The sequence below is a fragment of the Pseudoalteromonas sp. MTN2-4 genome (genome assembly GCF_042848605.1).
Taxonomy (GTDB): Bacteria; Pseudomonadota; Gammaproteobacteria; order Enterobacterales; family Alteromonadaceae; genus Pseudoalteromonas.
Map to the genome: position 1 here is coordinate 247084 of NZ_BTGK01000002.1, position 17914 is coordinate 264997.

Genomic DNA, 17914 nt, shown 5'->3' on the forward strand with positions numbered 1-17914 from the left:
ACAAGGGTTTGGATGTTTAAAGTATGTTTAAAAAAATAAAATCAAATAAAAAATCTTGGCTATTAGGCACCGCTTTATTCGCTGCAATGGGGTTTTCAGGTTTTAAAGCCTATCAATATAACAAATACTATATATCTGACTTTGAAGACCGCGTGATAGAGTCTCAGGTGCTCAATGAATCTCGAAAAATATTTATCCGCTTGCCCGAAAATTATTCTGCCGATAAACAATATCCCCTCATTATTCGCTCTGACGGCAACTTTAACCTAGCCCGTTGGGACGCTGTACTCGACGAGTTTGCAGAGCAAAAAACTTATCCCGAAGCAATTTTGGTGTCTATTCCGAATCAGTTTTGGACCAATACCCGTAACCGAGATTTAGTGCCGCCCTATGCGCGTCGAGATGTAAATATCGAGCCCCGTCCTGCTAGCGATAACGACCCTGAGATATTTGGCAAAGCTGACTTGTTCTTGTCATTTATAGAGACCGAAGTACTGCCCTATATGCATAAACATTATTCTCTCAGTGGCGAGCGCATTTTAAGTGGTTACTCTGCTGGTGGTAGTTTTGTTATTTATACTATGGTCACCAAACCTGACTTATTTAACGGTTACTTTGCTTTTAGCCCTGCTGCTTGGTATGACGATTCAGTGGTAGTTGAGCAATTTCGACAAGACATTCAGCAACTGGCTGGGAAGCCTAAACTCTTTTATTTAAGCCTAGGGGCTGAAGAACCCAGCATCATCACAGGATCTTTTAATGGCTTAATTGAAGTCTTAGAGCAAGGTGCGCCTGAAAACCTTACTTGGCAGTACAGCTTTAGCCAAGGTGCAGGCCATGGCGAGAACCCGGTGGTATCGGTGCCAAAAGCGCTTACAGCCTACCAAGATTTCAGAGCTAAACATTTATAAGCCGTTTATTTAGTATATAGGAGCAAGTATGTACGCCGTTATTTTTAAGGCCATCGCCAATCAACAAGACTCAGACTATTCGAAAATGGTTAGCGTGATGCGAGAACTTGCTTTTGAAAAATATAACTGCCAAGACTTTTTAGCAGTGCAAGAGGACGGCCAAGAAGTCGCGATTTCTCATACCAATTATCTTAATTAAGCGAACTATTTTAAGGCAAGGAAAACTGGTCGATAACGAGGCGAAAATTTTGCGATTTAGTTGTTCTAAATAAGAAATTTTCAACGAAGTTAGCGTCAGTTTTAGTCCCTTAAAATGATTGAGTATTATTGAGTATTGGTATTCTTGACTAAACGAAGATGACATAAGACGCTGGCACCAAGACAGCCAACATGCCGTTGCGCAGCAGTTAGGTCGAGATAAATGGTATAAGTCGTATGTCATCGAAGTTGTTGAGGTTAAAAGACGTTATAGCTTTGACTAAAGCTATAAACTTATTATCAAATGGGAATATCACAGAGCAAACAAGCTTTGTGGTATTTCCACCCTTGATGTAAATACACGCCTTTATCGATCAAGTACTCTGCTTGGGCTTGAGTCTCAACTCCTTCTGCCACCACATCAATTTTAAAGGTTTTTGCAAGCTCAATGAGGGCATCTAACATAGTCGCAAGTTGTGATTCAGTGCCAATGGCCGCCACATAGCTTTGGTCAATTTTTATGATATCTAGCGGTAGCGACTTTAAATACTGTAAGCCAGCATAGCCCGTCCCAAAGTCATCTATCGCCAACAAAATACCTTCGGCTTTAAAGTCTTGAATAGTTTGCATAATTTGCAGATTATCAAACTCTAACAGCTCATTTTCGGTCAGTTCTAGTACTAAAAAAGGAATAAGCTGATTTAACTCTAAAATAAGAGCTTTAAAATGCACGTCTTTTAAATGCTCGCCAGTGATATTGATATTCACCTTTTTAATTTTATGCTGTTGAGTGAGCACTTCGGCGTCAAGTATCAGTGTTTTTATGATTTCATAGGTCATTTCTTTAAGTAAGTTGTTGGCTTCAATATCTGCCAAAAACAAGTTGGGGGTTAACATGCCCTCAACCGGATCATTTAAGCGTACTAAGGTTTCTGCACCGATAAAACCCCGGGCTCTGGTATCCCAAATGAACTGATAGAAATTAGTAACTTGCCCTTGTGAAATGACATCTTTGAGCTGACTTTTACGGCTTTGATAATATTTTTGATAGTTTTTAACCAATAAAAACAACAGTAAAAATGTCACCCCATAAATGACTAAGCTGATCGTTGATGGCTGATAGACTTTTTTATAGAGCGCATCTTCATTGATGGCTAACAACAGCGACAAGGATGACAAATTCTCAAGGGGAGAACCCACCAACACGTGCGACTTACCATCATCAAATAGGCTACTTTCGAGCGTAATTGGCTTATTTATAGGAAATAGCTGATTGTCTACGGGCAAGCTGTAATCACCAACTTTAAAAATCGGCACTCCCGATTTTGAGTCAGCAATCACAATGTAATTATAAGGTCTGTCTAAGTCATCTAGGTGGCGATTTAATATGGATTGCGGTAACAGTGCGTTTATCTCATAGCCGTCGGTACGGGTTTTCGCGATAACCAGTGCAGCTTCGCCAATAAAGCTAGTGTGAATTGGCCCAAAGAAACGTAACTCTGCCGAACGAGCTGGCTTTGGCCCCGCGGTTTTAAGAGGGGTATCAAGTTTGCTCCAACTAGTACAAATTAATTCACCGCTTGGGTTCACTATGCCCATTTCGGCAATGTTGGGAATTTTAAAGTGCGCGCGGCGTAGCTCATATAAGGTTTGCTCAGTGCAAGCCGCATCTAAGTCATCGTGCTCTGTAAAGAAGTGATTTAGTAGCTCGAGCTGCTGGTTTAAATCTCGCAATAGCCAATTAAAGTCAGACTGTACCTGAGTGAGCAAAGCTTGCTTTTTATTGGCTGTTTCTCTTGGGTAAAGTAGAGCGATGACGATCAGCATCCCTGCCAGCGCAATACTGAATGCTTTGAATTTATATCTGAATTTCGGCACTTTTCCCTAACCTGACTTTGCCGCCACCTAAGCAAGCTTATTGATAGTTTGCTTCAACGTTTAAGGCTCTGACATTACTACAGATTTATTTCAGATATATTACATTTAGGTGCAGACCTTCTTTGTTAGAGGATCAAAGTCATAAAACATGAATGCGGGTCAACCTCATAATCTCCAAATGGTCCGCATGGTTCAAAACCATTTTGGCTATACAATTTACGAGCGGGTGCAAAGAAATCCATGGTGCCGGTTTCTAGGCTGAGACGTTTTACACCATTGAGCTTGGCATACTTAATAACATGCTCGAGCAATTGACGACCCACTCCTGTGCCTCTTGCTTGGTTGCTGGTGCGCATTGATTTTATTTCACAGTGATAAGGTGATAAATATTTAATTGCGACACACCCTACGGCTTCATCACCGCGCCATGCACTCCAAAATTTAATGGTCTCACTTTGTAGTGCATTAATATTAAGTGTATGCACACACTCTTCTGGTGAGGTTGCATACATATCAATAATATGCTCTTTCAAAAGCTTGATAACTTGTCGCTCATCAAGCCCACCTATGCGTATTTGAGCCGGTAAAAAATGCAGAGAAGCTGTGTTTTGGTAACATAATGCCGCTGTCATAATAAAGTCACTTTTAAAATTATCCGACAACTCATAAGCAACTCCTAGACCATATTTTTCGCTCTGATTTTATTGAGAAAAATTCACTGCCATTTTTGTATTGCACCAATTTAGTGTTTTTAACTGGCTATAACAGTGCAATGGCTTTCAAAACCTTCATATAAGCTCTTTTCAGCTTGTCTGATCCTTTTGCTTTTTATATCACCTCACCTTTATCGTGACATCAGCAATCATAAAGGGACACTCTCATGAATAAATTATCTCTCGGCATAGGCGCCATACTCTCTGTTTTTTTACTCGGCTGCCAAGCTACCAATTCAGCCAAACTGGATGAAACACAATGGCGTTATGCAACCGATCCGCACGGTAGCCAAGCTATTTTGAATGGCCCTTTAGTTAATTCGGAGCGTGTAGAAATTGCATTTAAACGAGTTCCTCGAGTAGATAAGCTAAACAACTCTTGGGTTGAGCTCATTTACGACCTCCCAAGTAAGCAGTTGCCTGAGCTGGCTAGTATTACTCTGACCTATCAAAGTGATAAAGACATGGTCATCAAGTTATCGCAAAAAGACTATGGGGGAGAAGGTGATAAAACATATGCGCATTACCAAACTGTTTTACCTGCAGCCAGTACTTGGACGACTCAAACGGTCACCCTAAATGATTTTCAACGACCGAGCTGGACACCCGCTTCTTCAATCGATAAAGGCATTATTACAGAGCATGTCTCTGCGCTGTATTTTGTCCCAGATTTGATCGATGCTAAAGGTGGTGAAGCTTACATTAAAATACAAAGTGTGAGTGTTAAATAATACCTCAGGCAGTCTACTTCCACATTCTATTCAAAGTTTGGTGATAATTTATTAAAAAACGCGAATTAGGGTAAGAATGTGGAAGACCAAAAAAACTATTTAAGCCGAGGTACCTGGCTACTCGTTTTCTCAATCATCTTTGGTTATGCAGCTGATTATTGGTTCAATGTCACCTTAAGTCAGCACTTAGAAGCACATCAATATGGTGACTATAAAGTCGCATACAGTATCACTATGCTTGCATCAGTATTAGTTTTACTTGGTGGTGACAGACTTGCCCCTCGAATTTTATCTAAGCATATCGCTAATAAAGATAACTCAGCGGTATCAGCGTATTTAGCTTGCTATATAAAACGTGCGTTTATCATTTCAATTTTTATTATCTCACTGATTTGGTTTTTAAGTTATTTCCACGTTATTCATTTCGATGCTGATGGTCACCATGCCCTATCTTTAATGATTGTAGCAGTCCCCATAATTGCGCTGGGTGCTCTACTAAGCCGAGTACTGCAAAGCGCCAAACTACTGGCTTTTTCTAATTTACCATGGCGTGTTGCTCTCCCTCTTTTAAAAACATGCGCAGTACTAGCGTTAGCGTACTTTTATATTGAGCTCAGTGTTGAGCTTGTCATTTTTGCGGGGTTCATGATCGTGATTGTCATTGTGGTATGGCAAATATGGTTATTATTTCAAAAGAATATCATTACTCTTACGCCTTTTGAGTCCGCCACTCCTGACAAGGCACTGCTTAAACAATCAATTCCTATGATGTTAGCTATGCTGGTGGCACTGATGTTAAATCAAACTGATTTATTAATGCTTGAATGGTTGGCAAATGAGCACGATGTTGGGCATTTTTCTGCAGCCAATACCCTTGCGCATATCATTCCTGTGACGCAGGTTACAATTGCGAGTTTATTTCTGCCACTTATTGGCAGGCAACTTGATAATAGTCCAGATTTAGCTAACAAACTTTTTGGTAAAGCAAGGTTTATTACTCTAGTCATGACCACTGTAGTCGGTTCATTACTTTGGTTTATCTCTGATGACTTATTGAAGCTGTTCGGTACAGACTATTCTGATGCGAAAAATGCTCTACTGATTTTAATTCCAAGTTATGCGATAACGGCTGTTGCGGCGATCACTGCCACTTGGCTGCAATATACTGGGCAAGGTAAGCAAGTTGTGGGGTTTGGTGTGATTGCCGTTGCGATTAATGTGATTGCCAATATGTTATTTATTCCTAAATTTGGTTTAACTGGTGCTGCGCTTGCAACGGCTCTCTCATTATCGACATGGAGCTTGGCTGTTCTTTTATATTACCGTTTAGATAGTAACGATTTGCTCAGTTCCGTTGAGAGCTAAAACAACGAGAGCACGGCTTTAATCCGTGCTCTCAAACCTTTTTGGAGCTTCGCTACTTTTTCTCGTCGGACTCTATGACATCATCAAGTACCGACCAGCGGGTTTCTTTTGACTTGGTTCCTTGCCCTAAAATCCAATAATTGTAGGCATTATCAATGCTGCCATTGATTTGTTGAATAGCCAACCAAGCATCGACATAACTCAATAAATCTAAATTGCGTTTTGCAACAGCGAAACCAACCGGGTACTTTTGCATGTCGCCTTCAGGCACAACTACACCATATTCAGGGTAGAACATACTCCATGCAAACCCAGCTTCTGCACTAATGACTAAACCATCGAATTGCTCTGGCGATTTAAAGTAATCTTGCAAAGTGGTCAGCTGTTTAAACTGAATTGAGCTGGTACGCTGGCTCACCTGCTTTAATAAAGGGCCGTATTCCATGTGTGCAAAGCTTAAATCTCCAGAATTTCTAATTTGCTCAATGCTTGTAAAACGCGCGAGTTCATAGTCTTTGGCTAAAATTGCCAATTGCAGTTCTAACACCTTATGGCTGAAACGCACTTTTGTTAAGTCGGCGACATTTATCTCGAGGCCCGACATCGCAATATCGAAATATCCTTTATTAAGGTATTCGCTCAATTGGTATTTCTTAAATGGAATAAATTCGACTTCAACATCTAAGTCACTGGCTAATTTATGGGCCAGGCTAATGTCAAAGCCTACAAGTTCATTTTTCTGATTGAAATAACTAAACGGTACGTTATCGACTACATAGCCAATACGTAGTAAGTTGCGCCTCTTAATAACGTCAATATTAGTTAAAGACAATTCACCGCTTTGATAAGCTTTTGGTACGTGGTTCAACACATGTGCTGGTACTTTATCTGACACCACCATGTTCGCTATGACTTCATTCGCTGCTTTGCTGCTCGCAGCCAGTTGAGTATTAAGGGTAAAACTGACAACCATAAAAGCAGGCAATAATGCGCAGGGTAAAATCACATAATATGCCGATCTTAAACGTTTAAAATGCAACTGCTTACGGCAATAAAATATACTCAACAGCACAAAGGCAAAGATATACACCACCGTTGTTGGCGAGACAACTTTGGCACTCAATACAGACATTGAAAGATAGAGTTGGTAGCTGTCAGCGGGGATCCGCAAGCTGTCTAATAAAAACGGGATCGCAATATGTACGTTTGCAAAATAGCTCAACATAGCCGAGAGCGTCACATTGGGAATATCGCTAAAACTAACGGGATTGCCCGTTAACCAAGCCGCGAACATAACAAATATCAGGGTCGTTAATTTACCTAAACTCGGGAAAGTATATGCAATTGGTACCAAAACCTCGGCAATATGATCTGACTGTTCATCATTGCGGCCGATTTTACGCATGTGGGCTTTAATCCCTTCGGTGATCACTGGCAGCACAATAAATACATTGCCTGTACTAAAAGCCGTTATCCAGGCATTACGCATCACATAAATTAAATCTCTGTATTTTATTGGCGTTGCAGCCGCCACTAACATTGGCAATAACACCAGCATTAAATATAAGCCTAAGCACAGTACCAACACCCAATATACTTGCAAGTTATGTAATTGCTCAACGCTTAATGTACCTGCTGTACTGGCACTCATTGCAAAAATACCGATAGGGAAAATAGCGATGACTTTTTTAGAGATCACGGTCAGCCCTTGACCTACAACTTCAAGAAAGTCTAAGACTTGGCTTTTTCGTTTGTTAGCAATCAGTGACATACCTAAAGCAATACAGAAAATCACAATAGCCGGTACATTACCTTCAGCTAAGGAGGCAAAAGGGTTATCTGGAATATACTGTGCAACAAAGTCAATCGATGTCGCCGGAGAGATCAGAGCAGGAGAGAAAAACGTACCTGCATCGTGCTTTGGTAAAGTTAAGGTAAAGCACCATATAGCGGCTAGACCAACGATCCACAAAGTCACCATCACAGTCGCCGCTTTTACTAAAATGCTTTTTACTTGTTCAGGATTAAATTTGCCAAGGCCTACTATCAGGCTCACAACAATGTAAGGAAATATGGTTATTTGCATCAACTTCACGAAGCCGGTACCAATGGGTTGCAAAAATGCCACCCGCTCACCAAATATCAAACCGGTTGCGACCCCCAGCAATAATGCCCATAACATCCAGTTTCGATTGCCTAAAAATGCCAATATGGATTTCACGCTATCACTCACACCTTATTTTTATCTATTAATCATAGTCGTTGTTGAAAAAGTGCGGGGATTATAAAACCTTAACCTGACCTGTATCTGAATATCCCGATAAAAAGCCGACATAAACTCTGTCCTTACCCAACAACTCTGTGTGCACTCAGTTATTTGATGCTTTCGGTCACTCATTACAAGCCAAGTTGAACCCTCAAAAAGCTAATACTTTTGTATGTACACCAACATAATATTAAAAAATTTCATCTGCAATATTTTTTATTTCAATAAACGCAATAACCTTGCTAATTAACGAAATAACAGAATTGATTCATTTAAAATCATACACTTAAAAACAAGCCTAATTTAGACTCAGGAAACCTTGCAGCCATCTATATTTCTAAATTGAAGGAATTTTAAAAACTTAATATTAAAACATTATTAACATTAAATTTACCTATTAAGTTTTCTAAGCTAGTTTTACCGCCGGTACTTAGTACCAATAAAAATACAAAGTTGAAGGAAACTATAAAATGAAATTAAAAATGTTACTGCCAATTCTTGGCGTTGCTTCTGCCTCTGCATTGGCGCAAGCACCATTAACCGAAGCGCAAATGATGAAATACACTTCAAAAGCGCAAAAAACCACAATTGGTAAAGCCTCTAAACTGAATTTGCCGCTTAGCAGTCAGTTTGCAACGGCAAGCATGAACGGTCAGTCTGTGATCACACAAACTGTTTCGCATCCCAATGCAAGCTATATCAAACTCCACTTCAAAAATATCAAACTGCAAAATGGTGGTAAGTTGGTGGTTCGCTCAGAAGATGGCAGCGAGCGCTACGAGTACACAGAATTTAATATGAATGCAGCGACGACTGCGCAAGGTGATGATGGCGTGTCTTCTTTCTACGCTATGTCTGTCTCTGCGGACAAAGTCGTTGTTGAATATACGCCTGGAAACAATGTGGGTAATGCGCTTTTGGCACAGAGTGAAATGAATACATTAAATGCTGAGATAGACAGCTACTATCATGGCACTGAAAATGAACTCGTTCAGCCAGCTGAGACTGACACGGGCATATACTCAACCTGTGGTGCAATGGAGCGAAAAGATGTGCAATGCTGGGCGAATTCAAACCCAACTGAGTTTGAGCGTTCTCGCCCTGTAGCTCGACTGCTTATGAACGGCGCAGGCTTATGTACAGGTTGGCGTGTAGGTAGTGACAACCGCATGTTTACCAACAACCACTGTGTAGATTCAAGTGCAGAGCTTGCAAACACAGAAGTTTGGTTCAATTATCAGCATACTTCATGTAATGGTTCAACATTAGAAACCGTTGTAAAAGTAACAGGTAAAGATCTCCTTAAAACTGACTACACACTAGACTACACCCTATTTACTATCAATGATTTCGCGAAAGCGGCACCATTTGGTTACTTTGGTCTTGATGTGCGTGATGCTACACAGGGCGAGCGAATTTACATCCCTCAACATGGTTCAGGTAACCCTAAAGAGTTATCAATTGAGTCAGATCGTGATGCGACAGGCTTATGTTCAGTCAATGATGCAAACGCAACGGGTCGTGGAACGGGCACAGATTTAGGTTACTACTGTGACACCATTGGTGGTTCATCAGGTTCTCCTGTTTTAGCAGCTCAAACAAATAAAGTAATTGCCCTTCACCATTTAGGTGGTTGTACCAACAAAGGCGCTAAAATCAGCCTGATCTGGCCACAAGTATCGAGTCACTTCAACGGACAGATCCCGAATGGCGATAATGGTACAGGCCCTGTTGATCCGGTCGATCCACCAAGCAATGAACTTCAAGATGGTGTTGCAGTATCACTCTCTGGCGCGACTAATTCAGAGCAATTCTTTACTTTTGATGTACCAGCAAACAAAGCAGAAGTATCGTTTAACATGACTGGGGGCTCTGGTGATGCTGATTTATACATCCAACAAGGTACTAAACCTTCGAAGTCGTCTTATAGCTGTCGCCCATATAAAAATGGTAACGAAGAAACGTGTACTGTAAATAACCCAACTGCGGGTACTTGGCATGTCATGGTTCATGGTTATCGAGCTTTCTCTGGTGTATCGTTGAAAGCTCAGACTGCTGATGGCACAAGTTGTGGTGAAAGCTGTTTGCAAAATGGTGTGCCTAAAACCAACCTGTCTGGCGCTTCTAACTCTCAAGTAGTTTACACCATTGATGTTCCTGCGGGCGTAACGCTTAATGTAAATACCTCAGGTGGCACAGGTGATGCAGATCTGTATGTTAGAAAAGGTCAAGCACCGACAACTTCGACCTATGACTGTCGTCCTTACCGTAACGGAAATACCGAAAGCTGTAGCTTAAATTCGGGTACCGGTGGCACTTACTACATTATGTTACGTGGTTACAACGCTTACAGTGGTTTAACGCTGACTGCCAGCCACTAATTTCTAAAGAAGTTCATTTTCTTACTAAAAAGCCTCAGTCATGACTGAGGCTTTTTTATTTATGACTGAAGCATAACTAGCTTTGTATTGTTCTTCATAGCCACTATCAGTACATACTTCAGTCCCCAAAATCTCCAGCATGACCAGGGAACACCACTGGGCTTTCAAACCCGTCTTTGCTAACACTGGCAACACCAAAGAAGTAATTATCAATCACCACATTTTTCAGCGTATAGCTGTCGACTTTGCCGACAAACCTACTGTATTGCCACTGTGGTGCGTCAGTCAGTCGCCAATAGATTTTATAACCTGCTAGCTGTGGGTTTTCTTTTTTGTCTGCAAGTTGCCACGACAGTGAAGTGTCTGGTGAAACAGCCCCCTTGATACTGACTTTTGCTGGTGGCGTCGGTGCCCATGCCATACCTGCAAGTGAAACAGCGTTGAGCGCAGTCAACTTGGCAGCATAATCAAAGTTTACTCCATCAATGGTGTCGCCATAGACAATGCCGTTTTCGGTGCGTAAATCTTGATGTTGTCGGTTATAGTTTTCGTTGGTTTCCATGATGCGCACACCCGGAAAACCTAAATCATTAAATGGCCGATGATGTCCGCCACGGCGGAATCTATCTAAACGATACACCACCATGGTATCCAGATTTGGAATATAAAGGTCGGCCATCCAATCTATGTAACGAGCCAGATTGCGACTTGGCGAATCAACTTCACCACCACGAAAACGTCGGTTGCGAATGTCGTCTTCATTTTCTGTTTGTCGGGTGCCTTCAGCAAATATGCGTGCTGTGGTGTTATTAATCACCCCGTTCACACCTTCGATATTGCCGATCATGTCATTGTTCAGCACAGCTTTTAATCGCCAGCCATCTGCCTTTGCTTGCTTTGCCATGATCTTGCCACCGAACAAGCCTTGCTCTTCACCCGCCAGTGCGGCATAGACAATACTGCCATTAAACTTGTATTTGCTCAGTACGCGCGCGGCCTCTAGCGTGCCAGCCAAACCCGATGCATTGTCGTTTGCACCCGGTGCATCATCGGTGAAGTTCATCACGTCAGTAATACGCGAATCAATGTCACCTGACATCATCACATAACGGTTGGGGTCTGTTTGCCCTCGTTGTATGGCAATCACACTCACAACTTCAGTTGAGTTAGGTATGCGCTTTTCACCGCTAATAACATCTGATTGGTAATACACTTCTAAGCAGCCACCACAGGCTTTGGAAATAACTTCAAACTCAGCCTTTATCCAGCGCCTAGCAGCGCCAATGCCGCGAGTGTCAGACTTTGTCTCTGATAATGTATGGCGTGTACCAAAGCTGACAAGCTTTTTGATATCTTTTTTAATATTGGCAGCCGATACAGCTTTATTGATGTCATGAAGTTTTTGTTGATCGATGTAATCTATTTGCGTGTTTGCATTCACAGTTGTCGCAACCAAGCTTAATAACGATGACAGTGCAATTGGTATGTAGCCCTTCATTTATTGTCGCCTTTTTTATTGTTCTAACGTTTAAGTTATGCCTTTACGGCAAGTCTCACAAGTTGAGTCATCTTGCTATACGGTGAGTTGATCCCGTACGTTTTGATAGTAGAAACATTTTTATCAATGCGCCGTCTGTATCATTAAAAATTAATAATAAAGGATGTTTTTATATGTATTCTAACGACAATAGTTGCAAGTTCTAAATATCAGATGCAGATTTAGGAACTTGATAATGATTCTTAATAAACTTTTTAATAGGACGTCTCATTTAAATGGCAAAGCAAGTCTTTAAACCAAGCTCATATTTTTTAGCTGCGTTTTGTTTTTTGGCTTTATTGGTATTCAATATGATTGAAGATAACATCTATAGTGTGATGTTGTTTTTCTGCTTATTTTTCCTTTCTCTGCTATTTGGTATTAACCAACGTTTTAACCTACTTAAATTTAAAGAGCAAAAAACGAAAAAGCCCACTACGTTTAACACCTTTCAATAGGTGAACAACGTAGTCCAATTGTTGCTCCTTAAAACAGTACTTTATATTCTTTTCAATGGTTTATTTTGTGTATCTTGTTCAAAGCAATTTTATCTCATCTAAGGTCTAAGTATGCAACTTTTCAAAATACTCAGCTTACTTTTCATTTTCTTTTTAACAGGATGCAGTGATGCCCCTAAGCTAACCCGTTTACAGCAACATAATGTTATTCTGGCCTTTGGTGACAGCTTAACGCAAGGTGTTGGCGTGTCGAAGCAACATAGCTACCCAAGCGTGCTTGAATCGCTCTCTGGTGTGAAAGTAATCAACGCGGGGATATCTGGAGAAACAACCAGTGAGGGACTAAATCGATTTGCCGATGTCATTGAGCAGCATGCTCCAACACTGGTTATTTTATTAGAAGGCGGTAACGATATTTTACAAAATAAAAACCTTGATGAAACACAAGCAAACCTTAATGACATGATCGAAATAGCAAAAAGCTACGGCGTAGAAGTTGTGCTCATCGGTGTACCTCAAAAAAGTCTTTTCTCAAGCTCCGCGCCGCTTTATCAAGCCCTAGCAGACAAACACCAAGTTGTATTTGAGCCTAGATTAATTTCTAAATTAATGAAAAAACCATCCATGAAATCTGATTATATTCACTTTAATAAGGCTGGCTACAAAACAATGGCTGAATCAATTTATCAACTTCTAAAAGAAAATGGTGCATTTTAATCAGAGATTACTCTAGATATAGACAGACCCCCTTCATGCAAGTAGTATTAATTTTGTTCATACTGATAATTTAATAACCACAATGAATTTGTCAGATGTGAAAGGAAAAAAACTAAAAATGAAGGATACTAAAATGAAAAAACTAATTTTAACTGCATTGATTGCAGCAAGCACGTTCTCTTTTAGCGCAACCACAGATGCTAGAGGTTCAAGTATAGAAAATTTTCGCTATTATCATTTCCAGTGTTTAGACAATAATAGCAAACAATTATGGTTTGAAATTTCTTCAACTTATGATCGCTCTATAGGTGCACGTTGTGCAGCAGATGGTGGAACTATGCGAGTGACTAAAGTTTTTTGGTAAGTTGAACCAAAACTGAGAGACCATGGCCACTTACGTGGCCATTTTTGATCACAAATATACTGACTTTTCTTTAGCTTTTAGAGTTTTGTACTTTTATCCAAGCATCAACATCACTTTCAACAATGGCCAGTGGGCGTGCACCTTTAAGCAAAATCAAATCATGAAATGCTTTAATATCAAACTTCTCAACAAGCTCTGCTTTTGCTTTATCGCGTAATTCAACAAGCTTTATCATGCCTAGCTTATAACCCAAAGCCTGACCCGGCCATGCGATATAACGGTCTATTGCCGATACCACATCACTCATGGCTGAGCCCGTCGCTTGAGCGAAGTATTCGATTGCTTGCTGACGCGTCCATCGCTTGTGGTGTAGACCGGTATCAACCACTAAACGCGCTGCGCGGTATGCTTCAGCTTGAAGACGGCCCAAATCACCAAATGGGTCGTTTTCGTACATGCCCATCTCGTAAGCGACTAGCTCAGAATACAGAGCCCAACCCTCAATAAAGCCATTAAATGATGCATTTTGACGCATTAAGCCAATATCTGTTTGCAACATATTTAACGCTATTTGGAAGTGATGGCCTGGTACAGCTTCATGATAAGTCAATGTTTTTAAGCCAAAGCTAGGGACTGCTTTCATGTCTTTTAGATTAATCGCAAAAATACCCGGGCGACTACCATCTAGTGATGGGGCATTGTAATAACCACCTGGTGCTCCGGCTTCAACGGCTTTAGGAATGCGTTTTACTTCAACCGCTTGAGGTGGCAAAGATGAGAATAGGTTGAGCGCTTTCTCTTCTATGGTTTTAATTTCACCACGTAAAAACGCTAATAGTTCCTCGCGACCTTCATCGCTGTCAGCAAATAAGAAGCGCGGCTCTTCGCTTAGCTTTTGCATGCGCTCGCCAACTGAGCCTTCTATGTAGCCATTTGCAGTTAAAATTGCATCCATTTGCTCCGAAATTCGTTTAACTTCAGCCAAACCCACATTATGAATTTCTTCTGCTGTCATGCTTGAGTCGGCTAAATAGGTGATCTCATGTTGATAAAATGCTTCACCGTTTGGCTGTGCCCAAATACCGACTTTTGTCGGCGCAATTGCCTCAAGGGCTTGCATATCTTTACTTACTTTTGCAAAAGCTGGGTAAATCTCAGACTCCACAATATTCGCGGCTTTTTTAACTAAAACTGCTTTGGTTTTATCATCAAGCGTTTTGAGCTCATTAAGTTTCTCAGCAAAACTACTCACCAATGGGTGTTCTGATGCATCTGGCGCTGTGAAATTATTTAAATATCTTAAGGTGTTTGGGAAAAGTGGTTTAGGTAAGATAATGCCTTTGCTAGCATCATCTGCCACTTTGCTACGTACCTGCTCTGTTAGAATTGCAAACGCAGACAAACGCTTAAGATAATCTGTCGCATCTTTTTCTGACGTAATGCCATGTTGATCTTTTAATATATTTGGAATATCAATTAATGGCCCTGAAATTTGATTTACTACATACGGTAGATGCCCGCCCCACGTATCAATATAACCACCACTGAACTGCTTATCGCCCGCATAATAACGCGCAATCACTTCATTTACGGCAACATGTAAGCGGTCTTTTTCTGAGAGGTTTTTACTCTGCAATGCGTTAAGTTGCTCCGCCGCTTCATGCATATCTATTTGCAGGGCTTGCATGCCTACCAATGAGTAATTTGGTAAACGATCTGCGTATTGACCAAACTCATTGCTATCTAGTTTTAAAGACGTTGCTAAAGCAGGCTGATGATTGATGAAGTTTTTCGTATAGGTATTTACCACACTGTCAACTTCAGCTCGACTTACTTGAGCTTGTTGTGCTGCTACTGACTTTGTTTTTTGTGTTGTTTCAGTAGAGCAACCGGCGAGTACTGCACAAACGGCAAGTGCAGTTAGGGTTTGTTTGATCATATTTGGCTCCAAGGTATTCTCATCAATATCCTAGTTTTATTGCACGTGAATATTAATGTTTTTTATTATCCAGCTCACTTTGCACATTGTATACAATTATATTCGTTGTGCTAGTACAATAAGAAAGTACTTGTTGCTTTTTTGCCTATTGAAAAACAGTTATACCAGCCCTCTTAATTAAGCGCTCTTTTTGAGGCAAGGAAAACTGCTCGATAGCACGGCAAAAATTTTGCTGTTTAGTTATTCTAAATAAGAAACTTTTAACAAAGCTAGCGTTAGTTTTAGTCCCTCAAAATGATTGAGTATTATTGAGGGTTGGTATTAAAATAGCGCTTCATTAATTTAACGAGATTGGCTTCATACGCCCCTACTATGAATAGACGTAAGAAAATCTACGAAAAACTAAAGAAGAAAGACAAAAAAGCAAATGAAAAATTGCATAAGAGCAATAAACCAAAGTACATTTCTAAAGCTGAACGTGCCAAGTTAGAAGCCGAACAACAAGCTCAAACTGACAGTTCAACAGAAATTTGCGATTAGCAGTCATTCATGTTTAATATGTCCTAATTAAAATACGTTTTATGCTGCTTTTTAAGGACAAATAGCACAATGAAGTTTAATCTCTTTTCTTTTACCCTTTTACTTATCACACTTGCATCTACCTCAGGTTGTAACACCACTTTAGGGCTAAAAAAACAACAGACCAATCGTGCGCCCCACTGGTTTATCAAACCGGTTCATAATCAAACCATTGGATTCATTGGTGCAGCAGCAAAGTATGACAGCCTAGGTAGAGTTAATGTCGCTGGCAGTAGAAAAGCGGCCTTAGTCAAATTACAAAACCACCATCAATTCGCTATAACAGAGATAGATGCCAAGCAACTCGCAAGCACTGCTAAGCTGAAGTTACCTTCAGGAAACACAGTGCGTTTTATGCCCGAGTTTTTCTATCAAGGAGTTATTTATAGTTACGCAACATTAGAGCAAGATGCATTTGCCTTGAGCCAACAGCAAACCCTCACGAGTTTATCCACGTGCCAATTTAAGCAATGTAATCCAACATGGCTATGTGATGAGCAAGCAAACACCATTACTGGCGTAAGCTTTTATACCAGCACACCGCATCAGCAACTTTCAATGGCGCAACAAAATGCCAACTTAATCGCTAATCTACTGAGTAATAGCCAAGTACATGCAACAGAATTTATCAGTCAATCTTCGGACACCAACTCAAATCGACACACTGTCAGTTTCAATCAGCAAAGTAATGTGAAAGCAAAGGCGGACCAGCATCATGGTATGATTTTAAATGAACTCTGTGAGTATCATGGCACGTTGATCGGTAATTTTGTATTGCCCATAAACTCAATCGAATTAGAAGATAATTGGCAATCTCAAGCTGTTTACCAAGACCGCAGTTTGATCCAAGGTAGTTTTGGTCATGGTGGAGCTATCTCGTCAGATTTATTACTCAGTACAGCCATAGAGTTAGCTATTAAAGACGCCTTAATAGAGTTAGCTAAAATCAAAGGTATCGCCATTGAAAATAACAGTACCTTGTCATTTAACGATGGATTTTATTTTCTCTCGAAAAGTAAAATGACAGTCAATGAGCAGGTCTCAGGGCAACTCCTCGATATCAAAATCAGCTATAAAAAAGAGAACCCCATTGTGAACGTGTGGGTACTTGAAGCGAATAACCAACTTTAAACTCCGTGTGGTGTCAGTTAAATTGAACACCAAAGAGTAACCCAAAACGGTTACATTTGAACAAGTAACCAAATTAAGTTACATTAAATCAAGTTACTCAATTTAGTTACTTATTATGCCGATTTCACAAGAAAACTATATGGGTGTGATCACCGCCGACATTGTGAGTTCACAATCGCTCACTCAAAGTCAGTATGAGCAATTACTTGCTCAATTAAAGTATTACCTGAGCGCTTTAAGAGCAGAATTTGGCGCAGAGTTTCATATTTTCCGTGGTGATAGCTTTCAAATAGCGCTACCAGAAGCAAAAGCCTTATTCAAACAGGCCATTGCGATAAGGCTATTCTTTATACAACAAGGTTTAGAAGTAAAAGTGAGTCTCGCCCAAGGACAAATTAAGTTATCACAAGGGGGGCTTGCCACCGCAACGGGTGAAGCGCTGGTAAAAGCCGGCCATGGTCTTGATAATATCAAGCATCAACGCTTCGTCTATAACAATGTCTGCGACGAGAGCTTTTTACTGAATATTCAATTTATAGATCTATTGCTGGGTAAATTAAGCCGTAAACAAGCCCAAGCACTACTTTTATATCTACAACAAAATAAACCTGAGCATGCGCAGCTTGCAGAACAACTCAATACAAGCCGGGCGAATGTGACAAAATTGCTGAATTTAGCCAACTACACCTTAATTGATGCGTTTATCACATTGAGCGAGTCTTATATTTTCAGCAAGGAGACGTAAT

The 17914-nt window shown here is 40.5% G+C and carries 15 protein-coding genes; 10 read left to right on the forward strand and 5 right to left on the reverse strand.

Annotation, left to right across the window (positions count from 1 at the left end):
• Window positions 1-23: 23 nt before the first annotated feature.
• Both ACGHEH_RS06135 and ACGHEH_RS06140 read left to right on the forward strand, forming a co-directional pair.
• Window positions 24-911 (forward strand): alpha/beta hydrolase-fold protein, encoded by an 888-nt coding sequence (locus tag ACGHEH_RS06135; protein WP_349286867.1) that lies wholly within the window; start codon window positions 24-26, stop codon window positions 909-911.
• Window positions 912-939: 28 nt separating this feature from the next.
• Window positions 940-1110: a hypothetical protein gene (locus ACGHEH_RS06140; RefSeq protein ID WP_390442921.1), complete on the forward strand. Its 171-nt coding sequence runs from the start codon at window positions 940-942 to the stop codon at window positions 1108-1110.
• Window positions 1111-1409: 299 nt separating this feature from the next.
• Here ACGHEH_RS06140 and ACGHEH_RS06145 read toward each other — a convergent pair whose 3' ends face one another.
• Both ACGHEH_RS06145 and ACGHEH_RS06150 read right to left on the reverse strand, forming a co-directional pair.
• Window positions 1410-2987, reverse strand: a complete 1578-nt coding sequence (locus ACGHEH_RS06145) for an EAL domain-containing protein (protein WP_390442923.1) — start codon at window positions 2985-2987, stop codon at window positions 1410-1412.
• 125 nt (window positions 2988-3112) lie between these two features.
• A complete protein-coding gene (locus ACGHEH_RS06150; protein ID WP_390442925.1) occupies window positions 3113-3619 on the reverse strand; it encodes a GNAT family N-acetyltransferase in 507 nt (168 codons plus the stop codon).
• 248 nt (window positions 3620-3867) lie between these two features.
• Between ACGHEH_RS06150 and ACGHEH_RS06155 the strand changes: the two genes are divergently transcribed.
• Entirely contained in the window at window positions 3868-4431 is a 564-nt protein-coding gene (locus ACGHEH_RS06155) for a hypothetical protein (RefSeq protein ID WP_390442928.1), read from the forward strand.
• A 78-nt stretch (window positions 4432-4509) separates the two neighbouring features.
• Window positions 4510-5796 (forward strand): oligosaccharide flippase family protein, encoded by a 1287-nt coding sequence (locus tag ACGHEH_RS06160; protein WP_390442930.1) that lies wholly within the window; start codon window positions 4510-4512, stop codon window positions 5794-5796.
• Between the two features lie 52 nt (window positions 5797-5848).
• On the opposite strand, the gene ACGHEH_RS06165 is transcribed toward ACGHEH_RS06160, so the two are convergent.
• Complete coding sequence (locus tag ACGHEH_RS06165; RefSeq protein ID WP_390444152.1) at window positions 5849-7978, reverse strand: cation:dicarboxylate symporter family transporter; 2130 nt, start codon at window positions 7976-7978, stop codon at window positions 5849-5851.
• A gap of 554 nt (window positions 7979-8532) precedes the next feature.
• On the opposite strand from ACGHEH_RS06165, the gene ACGHEH_RS06170 reads away from it, so the two are divergent.
• Window positions 8533-10443 carry a pre-peptidase C-terminal domain-containing protein gene (locus ACGHEH_RS06170; RefSeq protein WP_390442933.1) on the forward strand — a complete coding sequence of 637 codons (1911 nt, stop codon included), beginning with the start codon at window positions 8533-8535 and terminating at the stop codon, window positions 10441-10443.
• A gap of 118 nt (window positions 10444-10561) precedes the next feature.
• Here ACGHEH_RS06170 and ACGHEH_RS06175 read toward each other — a convergent pair whose 3' ends face one another.
• Window positions 10562-11941 carry a M28 family metallopeptidase gene (locus tag ACGHEH_RS06175; RefSeq protein WP_390442935.1) on the reverse strand — a complete coding sequence of 460 codons (1380 nt, stop codon included), beginning with the start codon at window positions 11939-11941 and terminating at the stop codon, window positions 10562-10564.
• 608 nt (window positions 11942-12549) lie between these two features.
• On the opposite strand from ACGHEH_RS06175, the gene ACGHEH_RS06180 reads away from it, so the two are divergent.
• Window positions 12550-13155: an arylesterase gene (locus ACGHEH_RS06180; RefSeq protein WP_390442938.1), complete on the forward strand. Its 606-nt coding sequence runs from the start codon at window positions 12550-12552 to the stop codon at window positions 13153-13155.
• 133 nt (window positions 13156-13288) lie between these two features.
• Window positions 13289-13519 carry a hypothetical protein gene (locus ACGHEH_RS06185; protein ID WP_390442940.1) on the forward strand — a complete coding sequence of 77 codons (231 nt, stop codon included), beginning with the start codon at window positions 13289-13291 and terminating at the stop codon, window positions 13517-13519.
• Window positions 13520-13589: 70 nt separating this feature from the next.
• Here the strand turns inward: ACGHEH_RS06185 and ACGHEH_RS06190 are convergent, their stop codons facing one another.
• Window positions 13590-15458, reverse strand: coding sequence for a DUF885 domain-containing protein (locus tag ACGHEH_RS06190; protein WP_390442943.1), 1869 nt, complete (start codon window positions 15456-15458; stop codon window positions 13590-13592).
• Between the two features lie 372 nt (window positions 15459-15830).
• Between ACGHEH_RS06190 and ACGHEH_RS06195 the strand changes: the two genes are divergently transcribed.
• From ACGHEH_RS06195 to ACGHEH_RS06205, 3 genes are all read left to right on the forward strand, one after another.
• Window positions 15831-15998, forward strand: a complete 168-nt coding sequence (locus ACGHEH_RS06195) for a DUF2986 domain-containing protein (protein WP_083496681.1) — start codon at window positions 15831-15833, stop codon at window positions 15996-15998.
• A gap of 69 nt (window positions 15999-16067) precedes the next feature.
• Window positions 16068-17168 (forward strand): hypothetical protein, encoded by a 1101-nt coding sequence (locus tag ACGHEH_RS06200; RefSeq protein WP_390442946.1) that lies wholly within the window; start codon window positions 16068-16070, stop codon window positions 17166-17168.
• A 115-nt stretch (window positions 17169-17283) separates the two neighbouring features.
• On the forward strand, window positions 17284-17913 hold the full coding sequence (locus ACGHEH_RS06205) for a hypothetical protein (protein WP_390442948.1): 630 nt from the start codon (window positions 17284-17286) through the stop codon (window positions 17911-17913).
• Window position 17914 lies beyond the last annotated feature (1 nt).